At 61.3% G+C, this 15,231-nt stretch carries 12 protein-coding genes and 3 pseudogenes; 8 read left to right on the top strand and 7 right to left on the bottom strand.

Annotated features, from left to right (window positions below; all coding sequences use genetic code 11):
- The first annotated feature begins 65 nt into the window (after positions 1–65).
- From htpX to ACFQH2_RS03420, 3 genes and pseudogenes are all read left to right on the top strand, one after another.
- Positions 66–940: pseudogene (gene htpX / locus ACFQH2_RS03430) on the top strand (zinc metalloprotease HtpX).
- Positions 941–980: 40 nt separating this feature from the next.
- Entirely contained in the window at positions 981–1,541 is a 561-nt protein-coding gene (locus tag ACFQH2_RS03425; protein ID WP_377056833.1) for an AAA family ATPase, read from the top strand.
- Positions 1,538–1,954, top strand: a complete 417-nt coding sequence (locus ACFQH2_RS03420; protein WP_377056831.1) for an RNA-binding domain-containing protein — start codon at positions 1,538–1,540, stop codon at positions 1,952–1,954. The genes ACFQH2_RS03425 and ACFQH2_RS03420 overlap by 4 nt, the downstream gene beginning before the upstream one ends.
- Before the next feature lie 3 nt (positions 1,955–1,957).
- Here ACFQH2_RS03420 and ACFQH2_RS03415 read toward each other — a convergent pair.
- From ACFQH2_RS03415 to ACFQH2_RS03400, 4 genes and pseudogenes are all read right to left on the bottom strand, one after another.
- Positions 1,958–2,919: pseudogene (locus ACFQH2_RS03415) on the bottom strand (nucleoside recognition protein).
- A 278-nt stretch (positions 2,920–3,197) separates the two neighbouring features.
- Entirely contained in the window at positions 3,198–3,917 is a 720-nt protein-coding gene (locus ACFQH2_RS03410; RefSeq protein ID WP_377076452.1) for a hypothetical protein, read from the bottom strand.
- A 219-nt stretch (positions 3,918–4,136) separates the two neighbouring features.
- Entirely contained in the window at positions 4,137–4,670 is a 534-nt protein-coding gene (locus ACFQH2_RS03405; protein WP_377056825.1) for a DUF7344 domain-containing protein, read from the bottom strand.
- Positions 4,671–4,890: 220 nt separating this feature from the next.
- Complete coding sequence (locus tag ACFQH2_RS03400) at positions 4,891–5,313, bottom strand: nucleoside 2-deoxyribosyltransferase (RefSeq protein ID WP_377056823.1); 423 nt, start codon at positions 5,311–5,313, stop codon at positions 4,891–4,893.
- A gap of 1,032 nt (positions 5,314–6,345) precedes the next feature.
- On the opposite strand from ACFQH2_RS03400, the gene ACFQH2_RS03395 reads away from it, so the two are divergent.
- The 5 genes from ACFQH2_RS03395 to ACFQH2_RS03375 all read left to right on the top strand — a co-directional run bounded on the left by ACFQH2_RS03395 (position 6,346) and on the right by ACFQH2_RS03375 (position 10,725).
- Positions 6,346–6,957: a hypothetical protein gene (locus ACFQH2_RS03395; protein ID WP_377057155.1), complete on the top strand. Its 612-nt coding sequence runs from the start codon at positions 6,346–6,348 to the stop codon at positions 6,955–6,957.
- Between the two features lie 57 nt (positions 6,958–7,014).
- On the top strand, positions 7,015–8,154 hold the full coding sequence (locus ACFQH2_RS03390; RefSeq protein ID WP_377056821.1) for a CARDB domain-containing protein: 1,140 nt from the start codon (positions 7,015–7,017) through the stop codon (positions 8,152–8,154).
- A gap of 108 nt (positions 8,155–8,262) precedes the next feature.
- Entirely contained in the window at positions 8,263–8,817 is a 555-nt protein-coding gene (locus ACFQH2_RS03385; protein WP_377076451.1) for a signal peptidase I, read from the top strand.
- The gene (locus tag ACFQH2_RS03380) at positions 8,763–9,503 is read left to right on the top strand and encodes a hypothetical protein (RefSeq protein WP_377076450.1); all 741 of its coding nucleotides are present in this window, start codon (positions 8,763–8,765) and stop codon (positions 9,501–9,503) included. The genes ACFQH2_RS03385 and ACFQH2_RS03380 overlap by 55 nt, the downstream gene beginning before the upstream one ends.
- 121 nt (positions 9,504–9,624) lie before the next feature.
- A complete protein-coding gene (locus tag ACFQH2_RS03375; RefSeq protein ID WP_377076449.1) occupies positions 9,625–10,725 on the top strand; it encodes a DUF5305 domain-containing protein in 1,101 nt (366 codons plus the stop codon).
- 92 nt (positions 10,726–10,817) lie between these two features.
- On the opposite strand, the gene ACFQH2_RS03370 is transcribed toward ACFQH2_RS03375, so the two are convergent.
- From ACFQH2_RS03370 to ACFQH2_RS03360, 3 genes and pseudogenes are all read right to left on the bottom strand, one after another.
- Positions 10,818–11,996, bottom strand: coding sequence for a hypothetical protein (locus tag ACFQH2_RS03370; protein ID WP_377056815.1), 1,179 nt, complete (start codon positions 11,994–11,996; stop codon positions 10,818–10,820).
- A 211-nt stretch (positions 11,997–12,207) separates the two neighbouring features.
- Positions 12,208–13,608, bottom strand: a complete 1,401-nt coding sequence (locus ACFQH2_RS03365; protein WP_377056813.1) for a signal recognition particle protein Srp54 — start codon at positions 13,606–13,608, stop codon at positions 12,208–12,210.
- Between the two features lie 81 nt (positions 13,609–13,689).
- A pseudogene (locus ACFQH2_RS03360) lies at positions 13,690–15,200 on the bottom strand (TrkH family potassium uptake protein).
- Positions 15,201–15,231: the final 31 nt, after the last annotated feature.

The raw sequence follows: 15,231 nt of genomic DNA, 5'->3' as shown, positions 1-15,231 counted from the left end.
AGGACGTCTTCCAATTATCGAACAAGTTAGTACGTCTTAATGCCGTTGAGCACATACCTGTATCCATGCAGTGGAAAGCCGACTGGGGACTCCGCGCTCGGATGGGAGTGACGATGTTCCTGCTGTTTGCACTCTACATCGTCTTCTTCGCGGGTATCTGGGTTTACACCGGCGGGAGTATACTGGTCGCAGGACTGTTGATCGGCGGCTTCTCGTTCGTACAGTACTTTTACAGCGACAAACTGGCGCTCAGAAGTATGGGCGCGAAGATGGTGAGCGAGGAGGAGTATCCGCAGTTGCACGCACAGATCGGGCGACTCTCACAGCAGGCCGACCTGCCGAAGCCGAACGTCGCTGTCGCCGACGACAAGGTGCCGAACGCCTTTGCGACCGGCCGGAACCAGCGTAACGCCGCGGTCTGCGTGACGACCGGACTGTTGCAGCAACTGAACGACGACGAGGTGGAGGGCGTACTCGCCCACGAACTCGCCCACATCAAGAACCGGGACGTCATGGTGATGACCATCGCGTCGTTCCTGTCGACGCTCGCGTTCATGATCGTCCGCTGGGGCGCGTTCTTCGGCGGGGGCGGAACCGACAGGGCGGCGGGATCATCGTTGCCATCCTGATCTCGCTGGTCGTCTGGGTATTCAGCTACATCCTGATCCGCGCGCTCTCGCGCTACCGCGAGTACGCGGCCGACCGTGGGGCCGCCTCGATCACGGGCAAGCCGGCGGCGCTCGCCTCCGCGCTGATGACTATCTCGGGTGAGATGGAGAAGATTCCGAGCGACGACATGCGTGACGAGGCGGAGATGAACGCCTTCTTCATCATCCCGGTATCGAAGGGCGCGATCGCGAAGCTCTTTAGCACGCACCCGCCGACCGAGAAGCGCATCGAACAGCTGAACCAGCTCAGCGCCGAGATGGAAGGTCGCTGATTCACAGCGCTTAAGCGCGCGTCGGCGCTACCTCTCGCTAATGAGAGTTATCGGAACCGTCGGCCTCGCCGGAAGCGGGAAAGGCGAAGCCGCGGCCGTCGCCGAGGAGCGGGGCGTGCCGGTCGTGACGATGGGAGACGTGATCCGTGAGGAGTGTCGCGACCGCGGGCTCGATCCCGCGACACACCACGGCACGGTGGCACAGGCGCTCCGCGAGGAGAACGGCCCGGCAGCCATCGCAGAGCAGTCACTCCCGCTGCTTCGTGATGCGCTCGAAGAACACGATACCGTTCTCGTCGACGGGATCCGGAGCGGCGTCGAGGTCGACGTCTTCGAGGAGGCCTTCGGCGACGCGTTCTATCTCGTCAGCATCGAGGCACCGTTCGAGACGCGGGCCGAACGCATCAGTGAGCGCGGCCGGGACACGGAGGCCAAAGACGGCGGCGAGGCGCTGCGCGAGCGCGACGAGCGCGAACTCGGCTTCGGGATGGACGAGGCGATGGAGCGGGCGGACCTGACGATAGCGAACACCGACTCCCTTGAGGCGTTCCGGCAGCAGTTCGAGCGCGTCATCGAGGGAACCCACGAGCACGTACAATGATATACAGCATCGACGTCGAGATTACGGCACCGGTACGGGATACCGAGGTTACTGACCGCGTACGCGACGCGGTGACCAATCTCTTCCCGGAAGCAGAACTGACGGAAACACACGGCGAGATTCAGGCAGAAGCCCACTCGATGGATCACTTCTCCGAACAGCTACACAGACAGGCGATCCTCGATACGGCACGCGGCGCGTTCTTCGAGAACCGCAACCGCGACGTCTTCACTTTCGAACTGAAGAAACAGCCCGCCTTCGAGGGCGTGATTAACTTCGCGGTCGGCAACCCGGACGAACTGGGCGATATCCACGTCCGCGTCTACGTCGACAAGCCAAGCGTCGAGGAGTTCGTCGATCAGATCGCGCCACGTACCGAAGAGGGACAGCCGGTCACGGGCGAGGAGAACTGACTGTCACGGCAGAAGCAGGAGCAACGCGACTGTCAGGCTGATAAACGCTATTTTCAACACCGTGTTGACGATGATCACCTTCGTCCCGAACTCGGCCCCCAGATGCCGTACTGGAACGGGATCGACCGCTTGAACGTCGAAAAGGCGAAGGAGACGACGCCGCCGACGAGCATGGCGACCACCGCCTGGGTAGTCGTAAACGGATCGCCCAGTTGTGGTGCGATGGCGACCGCGCCTGCCGTCGTATCGACCGCGTACACGGCGATCACGGGGATCGACTCGGGGGAGTCCAAGCAGTCCCGACAGCGGCGCGGCGAAGTCGAGCGCTTCCGCGACGTCATAGGTCTCGACCAGGACGACCACGACCGTGTAGATGATTGCCAGGCGCGGGACGATCCGCCGGAGGAGTGTCCAGGTACTCCGGAGTGCGCTCAGCACCTTCTCGCGCCGGGTCGGTTCTTCATCGTCCGGCGCGTCGACCGACGGCGCTGCCGCGGGATCGACGTTGCGCTCGGAGAGGAGGAGCGCGCCGCCGAGGATGCCGGTGAGCGTGATCGCTGCGCGATACCGGCCCGCGCGCCGACGTAGAGGACGCCGACCTGCAGGCCGAGGATGGGGATCAACACGGGAATGTAGAACGTGAAGATGTGCTGGACGAAGCCGAAGAAGGTGTTAATCGTCACTGCGACGAGGGTCGCCCGGTCGTCGAGCAGGCCGGACTCGCGGAACTCCGCGAGCATCCCATAGCCCGCGGTGGTAGAGGTTGCGGTGGTGAGGATAGCCGTTCCCACCTCGTCAGGGAGGTTCGCGGGCCCGGTGAGCGGTCTGGAGAGGACGGCGACGTACTCGACGGCTCCGAACTCCACGGCAAGGTTGGCGAGCGTGACGCCGACGCCGATTGCGAGGGCGATGCCGAGGACGCGCGGGAGGACGTCAGAGAGGAGGAGGGAGGGGAGGGTTGTCACGGTCGTGTGTTGGATCGCACAAAAAAATGGTTAGCGATCGGCGTCCGGAGACCAGAGAATCATCTACGATACAGAAAGATGGTTCGCAGCCGATCACACAACATGAATTAACCCGGCAAACAGATCTACTGCTTGAAAAATAAAAGAAAATTTATAATAATTCGAGAAGTCGCTATCACCCACCGAGGAGAACAGCGGTATTGATCCTATATATATAGATCATCCTACTGATTTGAATGCGAAGAGATGGTAGGCTACACAAAAATCGTGGGTCTAAACTAGGGGCGTAGTTCTACAATAGCGCTCGAACCGTCTTCGGCTCTCACGGTTAGATCAACGTCATCAACCCCGAAGTTTTTGTCAGAAGCGTCTCGGAAGCGAAGAAACTCGAAACTTGCCTGATCGGAGGGAGCCAAGGTCACTTCCTGACCACCGATGACATCAACGATAGCACCACCGACCGTAATTACTTCATCAATTATCTGCGTCCCGTTCCGCTCCAAAATCGTGTCGCTGTTTTTCCCTCCAACTTTCTCAGCTAACGGGTTCGTCCGGTCGACGCCAAATCCATTGAGCGTCACCTCCTTGCTGCTCTCGTTAGTAAGTTTAAATTCGTACTTCCCACTGTTGCCAGCAGCTGAGACTGTACCGGTGACTTCTCTGATAGCTGCAACTTGAGGGATATCGAACACCCGATCCAGATTTATATTTCCAACTGCATCGCCGGCCGAGTCGAGGAGTTCCGCCGAAATAGTCACAGTAGCCTCTTGATCGCCCCCAGCAAGCGCCACGTCTTGTGAAGTTCCAGCACCGATCGTAAAACTGACTGGTGGTGACTGGTAGGTGTCATCCCCGTTCACGTCGAACTCGATGTCATCGTTACTGTCGAGTGTGACATCCATTGTAAGGTTGGCTGTGTTGTTCGTGAATGAGGGGGTCGTATCCGCCGCAGTTCCCTCGACCCCGAGCAAAGCGTTCGGATCGTCGGCGGCGTTCACCGAAATCCCCCGACCGGCGGACACAGAGCTAAACGCGCCAGTACCGTACAGCGTACCGACGCCGATTGAGGAGGCCCCAGCCCCAGGAACGCCCGCCGTTTCATTACTAAATTATACGTTCTCAAGCATTATAACTGCTGTGAACGTGTTTATCTAGTAACTAAACAGTAAAAGCTTGGAAACCCGGAGACGCCGTCGACGTCGACCTCACCACCGATCTTACGGTGGCCGTTCCATCTCTCCGAGCCGGTTCTGTCGACCCTGATAGACGTGATAGCCTGCCGAACCAGCAAACAGCACCAGCACCGCAAACGCCCACCCGAGCTCCGGCACAGCCTCAGTAGGGAGAACCTCGAACCAGACCCCCGTGAGCACCATCCCGCCGATGATCGACAGCCCGAGATAGTACTCGCCCCACGGGATCGAGTCGCCGGGGACGATATCCATGTAGACCTCCATCTGCTCGGCCTGCTCGGTCAGCGTCACCTCGCCGTTCTCGTACTCGACCATCCCCGCTTCGTCGAGCGTCGGCAGGTGGGTCTGCTGCAAGGAGGTGTAGACGCGCTTGCGCTCGGCGGAGTCGAGTTCCACGATCTCCTTGTCGAGTTCCCAGGCCGCGACCTGCTCGGCGAGGTCCGAGACGGTCACTGTCTCGCCCTGCTGCTTGCAGAAGTGGATCGTGTACCGACGGCGATGATTGCTCAGGAGATCGAAGATCTCGCCCTGGTCGGGCATCTCGTCGGTAGTCGACATAGAGAGTAGTTATTGCAGGGGATGTAAGGATAGCTGTTAGTTGTTTCGGGTTACAAGAGAAGTAGTTAAGCTGAGTGTTGCTGGTCTCGACGTCAAGAGAACCCCGAAAGCCCCTGCCCGCTCCGGCCAGCCCCTTTCAGTCCCGCCCACGTTCCTGAGTGGGCGAGTGCTGTCGTGGGGAAGACGGGCAGCGGAAAATTGTGGGTGGTCCTTCCGTGTCTCAGACGTGCTCGGTTAGGAACTCCTCGATCGCCGGTTCGACGTCCGCGAGCGTTTCGTACTCGACGACGCGTGCGTCGGCGTTCCCGCGCACCATCGCCGACAGTTCGTGTTCGGAGTCGGGACGGTACAGACAGAGCACCGGGATCTCCCACGCGACGGCCCGCCCGAGTTCGTAGCCGACGCCCAGACTGGGAGTGGTGACCTCCGCGACGACGGCGTCGGCCTGCCGAAGCCATTCGACGTCTTGCTCGTAGATGTCCGTATCTGTGAGGCCGGCGTCCTGTTCCTTCTGTTCGACGTTCTCCTCGCCGATGTGTTCGGTGAGGACGTCGCCGTGCTGTTCGAGAACGTCGATGAGGTCAGCGTAGAGGTCAACGTCGGAGCGTCCGCCGCGGATGGAGGCGCTGAAGAATATGTCCATATCAAAAGATTTCATATCTTAATAATATAACGGGGGAAAGAATAGATATAGACTGTGATATTAAATAGCCTTTTACTGGCAATATCAGCTGCTGTCAGTAGCCGTTATTGTCATTGTGCCACCAGAAACGCTACTATTGGTATCGACTGATATTGTAAGATCTGTTGAAGGACTGGCGCCTCCCGATGCATCAAGTGAAGTACTGGCCGGAGTAACCGTAACGCCAGTAAGACTGCTATCGTCGATAGTCAGAGTAACCGGGTTAGAGCCAGCGTTTGTGATGGTCAATGCCGCATCGAACGTGGTAGTAGCATTGTCGTTGATCTGGTCAAGTTGGATGCCGATTATACTCTCACTGTTCGTTCCTGTTGGCGCGCTATCAGTGAGGCCGGTATAATTGCTCTCGTTGACAACTGGTTGGAGCAATCCTGCCGAATCGCCCGCTGTATTGACTGTAACCTGCCGGTCAGCTTCCACACTACTGAACGCGCCCGTACCGAATACTGCGCCACCGCCGACTGTCAGTGCACCGAGTCCGACCAGAACGCTTCGTCGATTTGATTTCATTGTTGAGTCTTTGCGCTTAGTATGCGCTTACCCATATGTAGTAACTACACCCACATTGTATTAGGGGGCTTGAAGTGTCACTGCCTAGCCGATACTGTCTTCAAGCCGGGCTTGAACCCACTCGCATACCGCGATTCGGCAAAATCGATGTCTCGATAGCCATGGCTAGCAGCATCACGGAAGAAGTAGATATTGCCGCAAAACCCCGCGATATGCAGTCTCAATGCGGTTGATCCGACGTCAACCGCGCGTGACGACCACCGCGAGCCGCCGATCGAATCCGTCGAAACGCTGCTTCAAGCCCACCCTGCGGTTCGGCAGGCGCGGGCGTAGTAAGTTCAAGCTACTCAATACAAAGTAGATAGGGTCCTGAGTAGTAGTTAGAAAGTCGGTCGGTAATCCGATCCTACGGATTCCGACGCAGACTGTACGGAGAAATTACCAATGCCAACGAGTAGACGTAACATGATAGTCGGATTGGGCGCACTAACAGTAGGCGGCGGCGCAGTTTTCGGATCGGGTGCGTTCAGCCAGACGCAAGCACAGCGTAGTCTCGAAGTCAACGTCGTCACAGGAAGCGACCTGGCAGAAGAGTTCGTCGACATCGTTATCGACTCGAATAGCTACGATAGTATCGCGCTCCTTGACGAAGGCGGCTCGGAAATCACGACGCCAGGGAATGAATTCCCCACGGCTCCTGACACTGACTATAATCAGGACCCTGCGACGAATAATGACTTCGACGGGAATGCGGTCAGCGTCATGGATCAAGATGTGACGGTCGTGTTCGGCACAGGCGCTCTGAGTGGCGGACAGGACCTCCCAGCGAACTCAACAGTGACCTACAACGATCTGTTCCACATCGTCAACGACAGTGCTACCACTACTGATGACTTCGACGTGACGTTCGGTCTCGATGGCGGAAATTATAATCTCTCGTTCAACAGTCCCAGCATGAACCCGACAAATGTCGGATCTGGAAGCACAACAACAGTTGGCGAAACTGTTCTTGAAACGGGTGGTAGCTCCGACAGCACCGGGACCCTCACGATCACAATCACGAAGAATAACCCGTAGTCAACGCCCAGAAATCCGAGACCGGGCATTACCATCCCGATCTAATGCATCGTCGATATGCCACCAACCAGAGTCCTACTCACCGCCGCGGTCTGCCTGCTTTTGCTGTTCGCAGTGCCGGCTGTGGCCGCACAGGAGGACTCTCCCGGAGGAGACATCGTCATCGAACCCACCGACGACAGCGTGGCGACGGTCGAGGACGGGGAGATCAAGATTTCCGTCGACGTGGTGCCGTACTCGAAGTCGAGCGTCGACGAGGCGTTCCGGATCAGATCGACCGGCGACGACGAACAACGGGTCTGGGTCAGTAGCGATGTCGACGGCGTCGAGTTCCACCGGAGCGATACCGGCGAGGCAGTCGAGCGAGTGAGGCTGGATCCCGGCGAGTCCGTCGGGGTAGGGCTGACCGTCGACAGCACGCAGGATCTGGACGGCGAGTACTTCACGATCCGCATCGAGAGCGAGGACGACGAATCGGCGTCGATCGGAATCACCGACGTGACCGTCGAACCGGAGGAAATCGTTGCGGGCGAGACGGCGACGGTGTCCGCGACCGTCGAGAACAGCGGCGACGCGCGCGGCATCCAGACGGTGCGCCTCGAAGTCGACGAGACGGTGGTCGCCCAGCGGGATGTCCGGCTGTCGGCAGGCGAGAGGCAGGTGGTCACGTTCGAGCGGACCTTCGAGCAGGTCGGGGCGTTCGACGTCAGCGTCAGCACGGTCCGGGGCGTGACGATCTACACGACCAGTGCGGGGAGGATGGTCGTCAGGGAGCCACCCGACGGCCCCGCCTTTGAGGTAACTGAGGCCTCGCTGTCGGCGACCAACATCGATCCCGGCGACGCCGTCGACGTCACGGCGACAGTGGCGAACGTCGGCGATCAGGATGGGACGTTCACGGCCGAGTTGGCGGTCGACGGTATCGTCTACCAGAGCAAACCCGTCACCGTCGCGGCAGGCGAGGAAGCGACGGTCACGTTCACGCGGCAGTTCACCCGCGGTGGAACGCTGTCGGTGAGCGTGAGCGGGGCCGACGCCGGCACGGTGACCGTGGGGTCGTCGGGCGGAACCGTCCAGGAAACCGCACAGCGGTATCTGGCCAACCCTGCCACCGCGACGGTCGGCGTCGCGGCCCTGTTCGGACTCCTGGCGATCGGCCGCAGTAGCATCTGGGAACTGGTCCGCCGCTACGTCTGACCGGCGGGGAGTAAATATATCACCCGGTGAGCACCAACGTAGGTGTATGCACGATGCTTCCCGGATACTATCGGGTCGGCTTCCTCCGGGCGGCACGCGGGGGACGCCATGACGCTCAGATCGTACGCGGAAGCGGCGCTCGGCACGGCACTGGTCGTGCTCGTCCTCGCACTCTTGCTTGGGCAGTTGCTCGGCCAGCCAATCTTGCTCGGCTTCGTCTCTACGGGAAGCATGGAGCCGGCGGTAGACGCCGGCGACGGGTTCGTTGCGGTCCCGGCCCTGCTCGCGGGCGACGTCAGCGAAGGCGACATCGTCGTCTTCGATGCCGAGGAGCTACAGGGCGGTGGGCTGACGACCCATCGCGTCGTCGGCGAGACCGACGAGGGATACGTGACCAAAGGTGATGCCAACCCGTTTACCGATCAGGACGGGGGTGAACCACCGGTGTCCGAGGGACAGATCGTCGCGCACGCGCTCCAGGTTGGGGATACCGCCGTGACGATTCCCCATCTCGGGACGGGGATCATGGGGGTCCAATCGGCGGCCGACGGCCTCCAGCAGTCGGTCGTCTCCGCGGCCGGCGGCGGGGGGGACTGGAGCGGACACAGATGGGCGGCGCGTTCGTCGCGCTCGGCGTCTTTTTCATCGGGGTTGCCGCGCTGACGGGGTCGAGAGGCGCCCGCGAGATCCGCCGGTCGAGTTCGCGCCCCGATGTCGTCGGAATCTGGGTAGTGGGTGGCGCGGTTATCGTCGTCCTCGTCGTCGCCGCGACTGCGGCGATGGTCGTCCCCGCCGGAATCCAGGAATATGGCGTCGCGAGTGCCGAATCCCCGGGCGAGGACCCGCTGGTGATCGAAGCCGGCGGGAGTTCGACGGTCGAGCATTCAGTCCGCAACGACGGGTTCGTCCCGGTTGTCGTGTTCTTCGATCCCGGGGAGGACGTCTCCACCTCGCCCGATCGGACGTGGGTGAGCAGGGATTCGACTGCGGAGACCAGCGTGACGCTTTCGGTTCCCGAAGCGGAGGGACGGTACACACGGTACGTCACAGAACACCGCTATATCGTGGTACTCCCGCCAACCGTAATCGCGGCGTTGCACTCGATCCACCCGCTTGTTGCATTGTTGACGATCAACGTCGTCATCGCAGTGGGCGGCCTGCTCGCGATCGTCGTCCTGTTCGGAACGGGTGACATCCGACTCCGGTCGGGCAAGGACGTTCCACTGATGTATCGGCTCCGCCGCAAGCTTCTGAAAGTGGCTCTGATGACGGTTCTGACGGCAGGACGGGTGAAACTGTTCCGCAAACGGTCTTTCCAACAAAATTATATCAGTGGAGTTCCTGTATAGGAATAGCTTACCGTAGAGAATCCACCGGTACGAGTCCGGGTTCCGACGGAGAGCGAGGCAATGACCTCGTCGTGGCTTCATCGAACCTGCCGACGACTCGACACCAACTCACTTCCCAAAGATGCCACTGATCGATGATCCCCGCGCGAAACTGCTGATCGCGAACCACGGTCGGAGAGTCATGATCGCACTGGCAGTCGCGGGTCTGCTCGCGCTGATCGTCGCGGCGGGAATCGCATTAACGCCCCCCACGACGATGGCGACCGAACAGACTGACAGACAAACCATAGAGACGACAGGAGCGGTCAGCGCCGACGTCGTCGACGAAGAGGAGTGGGACGGAATCTCGGACGACGGGTCGACGTATCTGATAGATGCCTCGCCAGTCGTCGATATCGAACCGCGGACGACCGCGCCGGACGGGACAGAGGTAACTCACAGGGCGACCGTACAGATCGAAGGCTCCCGTGACGGCGACGTGTTCTGGTACGAGGAGAAAGTACTCGCAAAAGAGGCGGTAACCGTCGAAGACGGCGAGGCAACGTCGTCGGTATCGATCGACGTGGTGGACCTCCAGCAGGACCTCGCCGACCTCCAGCAACGCCTCGCCGGCGTCGGGAGCGTACAGACCAGCGTACACCTACAAACCGAGTACGATACCGGACGATACCAGGGCGATTTGAGCACGTCGAGCAATCTGATCGTGACCGACCGGGCGTACTGGTTCGAGTCCGACCTCTCCGACTCGGCGTCCCCCGACACGACGGTGACCGTCGAACGGACCGAGTCGCCGAACTGGCTCGCAGTATCGCTATCCGGCCTCGTGGGCCTGTTGCTGTTGACCGGTGCCGGGACGGTTCGAGCGGCGGATCCCGAGAGCATGGATATCGACGCGATCAAACAGGAGATCCACCGGCGTCGCTACGCGGACTGGATCTCGACCGGATCGATCCCGATGTGGGTCGGAAACAACTATATCGAACTCGATACGCTCGAAGACGTCGTCGACGTCGCTATCGACACCAAAGAACGGGTCGTCCACGACCGGCGACGGGACCTCTTCGCGGTCATCACCGGTAACGTCGTCTACTACTACAGCAAGATCGGCAACTGGGACGAGGGCGCGTGGCCGAGCATGGACCTGCCCGAACCCGATGAGTCGGTCAACGTCGGCGGGGGACGATGGATCCGCCAGGGGGTCACCACGAGACGAAGAGCCTGAAGAGTCGGAGGACAGCGACGACGGGCCCGGAAACTGGGACGAGGACGTCTGGCAGGATCTATAACGGAAAGAGCGTCTCGGACGAGCGACGATCAGCAGTTCACAACAGCATCGAGCGCCGCCTGGCCTGCATCGGAGCGGGTCTCCGCCTCGCGAAGTTTTCCGTCGTCCGCGGCGGTGGCCGCGGCATCGAACTCTTCTGCGGACGTCTGAAGGTTCTCTGCACGGCAGCGGGCCTGCTCGAACTGCGTCTCGAACTCTCCTGCAGGTCGTGAGTCGTCGGCCACCTCCTCGGACGCCGCCGCGAACGAGTCCTCGGCCGCCGCGAAGGCATCGCTTGCGGCATCGAAGTTCCCGTCCTCGAACTGGTCGCGGCCCTCGATCAACCGCTCGCGCCCCTCAAGCATCGACTCGTGGCTCGACGAAAGTCGGGTCAGGGAGTCGCTTCGACCGATAGCACGCTGGAACTCCGCGTCGAGTTCCTCGTGGGCGTCCGAGCGGCCGCCAGCAAACGTCGAACCGGCCGACTCGAACGCCGTGGTCGCGTCGGCGAAGGCCGCTCGCGCGTCGCTGTAGGTTTCGGCCTCGAACTGGCTCTGGGCCGTGTCGATGTGGTCGACACCGTCGAGTAGCGTCCCGTAGCCCGCAGTCAGCGCATCGAACCCATCGGTGAAGGCGACGAGTTTGGCAAAGCCCTCGGCGACAGTCTCGAACTCCGCGTCGAGCGCGGCCAGACGGTCACTGTCGACGGTGTCGCGGCTCTCGACGCCGGCGTCCCGTGCAGTGACAGCGCGCTCGACGGTCTCGCGGGCCGCACTGACGCTCGATTTGAGTCGGTCGATCTGTTCCGGATCGAACGTCTCGTCGGAGTCAGCGAGTTGCTCCGCGCCGCCGAGTAGCGCGACGAACATATCGATCATCGACTCGACGAGACCGACGTACTTGCGAACCGCGGCGATGTCGTCGGCCTTGCTCCCGTCGTCGGCGGCCTCAGCATCATCGAGCGCGGTGCGGGCCTCTTCAAGCCGGTCGCGTGGCTCCGTTTCGTCGAACTCTATCGTCGTCGGGTCGTCGAACTGGGTATCGACGGCATCCAGCGATAGGGCGGCCGTGTTCGCCAGTCCGACGGCGGTGGTGACGTTGTTTGTGACTTCGTTGGCGGGGTTCCGTTCGGGCACAGCGCCGTCATCATCGCCGAGGATGGAGGTACAGCCGGTCAGTCCGGCAGTTCCACCGACCGCGGCGGCAGCGAGAAATCGTCGTCGTTCCATACCGCTGTTCAGCCGTCGGACGAACTTAACGGTTATCGCCGAACGGTAAGAAGACCTTACCGGTGGCTGGCGGCCGACTCCGCCGGGTACTTCACTCACGTCGGACGATTCCACTGGATGAGCTATCGGAGTAGTTCAAAACCCAAAGTAGATCGTACCGAAAGGTAAACTGAGAGGCTGGAGTCCCAGCCGGTTCGGCAGGAGGGTCCGCTCAGAACGGGCCGTCGCCGCCGCCACCGAGACCGCCCATCCCGCCACCGCCGCCGCCCTGCTGTTGCATCTTCTTCATCATCCGCTGCATGTCGCCGTCGCCCATCCCCTGGAACTGCTTGATGGTCTGTTCCATCATCTTGTGCTGCTGGAGCAGTTCGCGGACGCGCTCTTCGGGCTTGCCGCTTCCGCGCGCGATACGTTCGATCTGGCTGGCACCGATCGCACGCGGGTATTCGAGTTCGTCCTCGGTCATCGAATCCATCACGACGTCGAAATCGAGCATTCGCTCCTGTGTGACGTCCATCGCGTCGTCCGGTAGCTGGTCCATCATCCCGCCGCCCATGCCGGGGATCATGTCCATCACCTGATCGAGCGGCCCCATGTTGTTCATCGCCTCCATCTGTTTTTGCATGTCCTTGAGAGTGAACGATCCCTGGAGCATGTCTTCGGGGTCCCAGTCGTCCTCCTCCATCCCCGTCTCGTCCATCGCGCGCTCGACGCGCTCGGCGAGCTGTTTGAGGTCGCCCATGCCGAGCAGTCGGGAGATGAAGCCGCTGGGCTCGAACCGTTCGACGTCGCCGACCTCCTCGCCGGTGCCGAGGAAGGCAATCGAGGAGTCGGTCTGGTCGACAGCGGTCAGCGCGCCCCCACCTTTCGCCGTCCCGTCCAGTTTGGTGATCATCACGCCGTCGATGCCGATCGACTCGTCGAACTGCTGGGCCTGCTCTTTCGCGCCCTGTCCGATCGCCGCGTCGAGCACGAGCAGGTTGCGGTCGGGATCGACGACGTCTTCGATCTGCTCGATCTCGTCGATCAGGTCGTCTTCGAGCGCGTGCCGACCCGCCGTGTCCACGATGTGGACGTCGGCATCCTCGGTGGCTTCGAGGCCCTCGCGAGCGATCTGGACCGGATCCTCGGCGTCGGGATCGCCGTAGAACTCCACCTCGGCCCGGTCGGCCATCTCCTTGGCCTGGTCGTACGCGCCCGGGCGGAAGGTGTCAGTCTGGATGACTGCGGGACGAAGCCCCTTCTTCGAGAACCACCACGCCATCTTGGCGGCGGAGGTCGTCTTTCCCGACCCCTGAAGCCCGGCGAGCATGATCGTCTGTTCTTCGAGCGGGAGCTCGGTGCTCTCGCCGACCAGCGCGACCATCTCCTCGTAGACGATCTTGAGGACGTGATCGCGGGCCGACGTCCCTGCCGGCGGCTCCTCTTCAAGTGCGCGTTCTTCGATGCTGTCGGAGAGACCCTGAACGAGTTCGATGTCGACATCGGCCTGGATCAGCGAGCGCTGGATCTCGCGGACGACGTCCTCGACATCGTCTTCCGTGATACGAGTCTGTCCCTGTAGTTTGTCGAGCGTCCCGCGAAGGGACGTTCCGAGATCGTCGAGTACCATTTACTACTCGGTAGGCGAGCCAGTCGGTAAAGCCTTTCTCGCTCGGGTCACCAGGAGCCGATCGCGAGGGGACGTGAGAGGTCACGACCGCCAGAACGACGGTGTGAGCAACACGAGCACGGGGATGATCTCGATGCGGCCGATCCACATCCACAGCACCATTCCGGTCTTTGTCGTCATCGAGAACACGTCGTAGGTGCCGTAGGGACCGGCCGGTCCGAACGCGGGGCCGATGTTGAGGAAGGTCGAAGCGGCGGCTCCGAGCGCATCGAACTCGTCGAACCCGCCGATATCGTATAGCCCGGAGCGCGCGCCATCGACGACGATCACGACCGTCACCAGGAAGACGCCGACGATAGCGACGAGCGTGTACGAGTAGATGTCGCGGATCGTCTCCTCGTCGATTGGGGTGTCGCTCAGGCGGAGCGGACGGACCGCGCCCGGGTGGACCGACGTGAAGAGATCCCGGCGAAACGCCTTGAAAATGACCAGCCAGCGCAGCGACTTGATCGAACAGGTCGTCGACCCCGCCATCCCACCGAGGAACATACACATCAACAGGAGGTGTTTGGCAAAGGGCGACCACTGATTGAAGTCCGCGTTCGCGTAGCCCGTCGTCGTGATGATCGAGACGACGTTGAACAGGGACTGACGGACCGTATCGTGGAGGCCGTCGCCTGTCGGGTTCTCCTTGAGCGTCAGGATCGTGAACACGAGCCCCGAGAAGACGAGGACGGTTCCCAAGTAGAAGTGGAACTCCTCGCTCTCGCGGAGTCGGTCGACGTCACCTCGCAGGACGAAGTACATGAGGACGAAACTGGTCGACCCGAGGAACATGAACGGGATCAGCGCCCACTGGACGATCGGCGCGAACGCCTCGACGCTGAGCGGTTCCGGAGAGAACCCGGCAGTCGAGACGCTCGTAAAGGCGTGGGCGACGGCGTTGTACAGGTCCATATTCGGGGCGAGCCCCGAAAGACCGAGCGCGTAGAGGACGACGATCGCCGCAACGGTGAGCCCGGCGTATAGTTTCAGAATCAGGCGCGCCGTGTCCCTGATTCGGGGGTGAGCTTGTCGACGTTCTCGTACTGCGTCTCGGTCTCCATCAACTGTGCCCCACCGACCGACAGTCGCGAGAGGACAGCCGTCACGAGGATGAGAATTCCGAGACCGCCGAGCCACTGGATCAGCTGTCGCCACATCATGATCGACCGGGCGTGGATGTCGAAGCCCCGGAGGACGGTTGCGCCGGTCGTCGTGATGCCGCTCATCGACTCAAAGGCGGCGTTGACCGGATGAGCGATCGTCCCTCGACCGGCGAGAACGAACGGGACCGCGCCGACGAGGGCGACCAGCAGCCAGGCAAGTGCGACCATGAGAAACGCCTCCCGCGGGCCGAGGTCGTCGTCACTCTCGAACTGCTCGAAGAGCACGCCGACGAGGAGCGTGAGCGCGATCGTCACGAGAAACGGCACGAGCGGCTCCCGGTAGTAGACTGCTAGCGCAAGCGGAAAACAAAGCGGGAGTGCCAGATACTTGAGGACGGTTCCCGTGAGGTTCAGGCTCTCCCGCCAGTCGACCCGGATTCTCATGGTCGTCGGGACACGATACTGCTTGTGCCCT

Origin of the sequence: Natronoarchaeum sp. GCM10025703, assembly GCF_042661985.1 — an archaeon.
Taxonomy (GTDB): domain Archaea; phylum Halobacteriota; class Halobacteria; order Halobacteriales; family Natronoarchaeaceae; genus Natranaeroarchaeum.
Note: the sequence above shows the minus strand (reverse complement) of the source record. Positions and strands in the feature narration are given on the sequence as shown.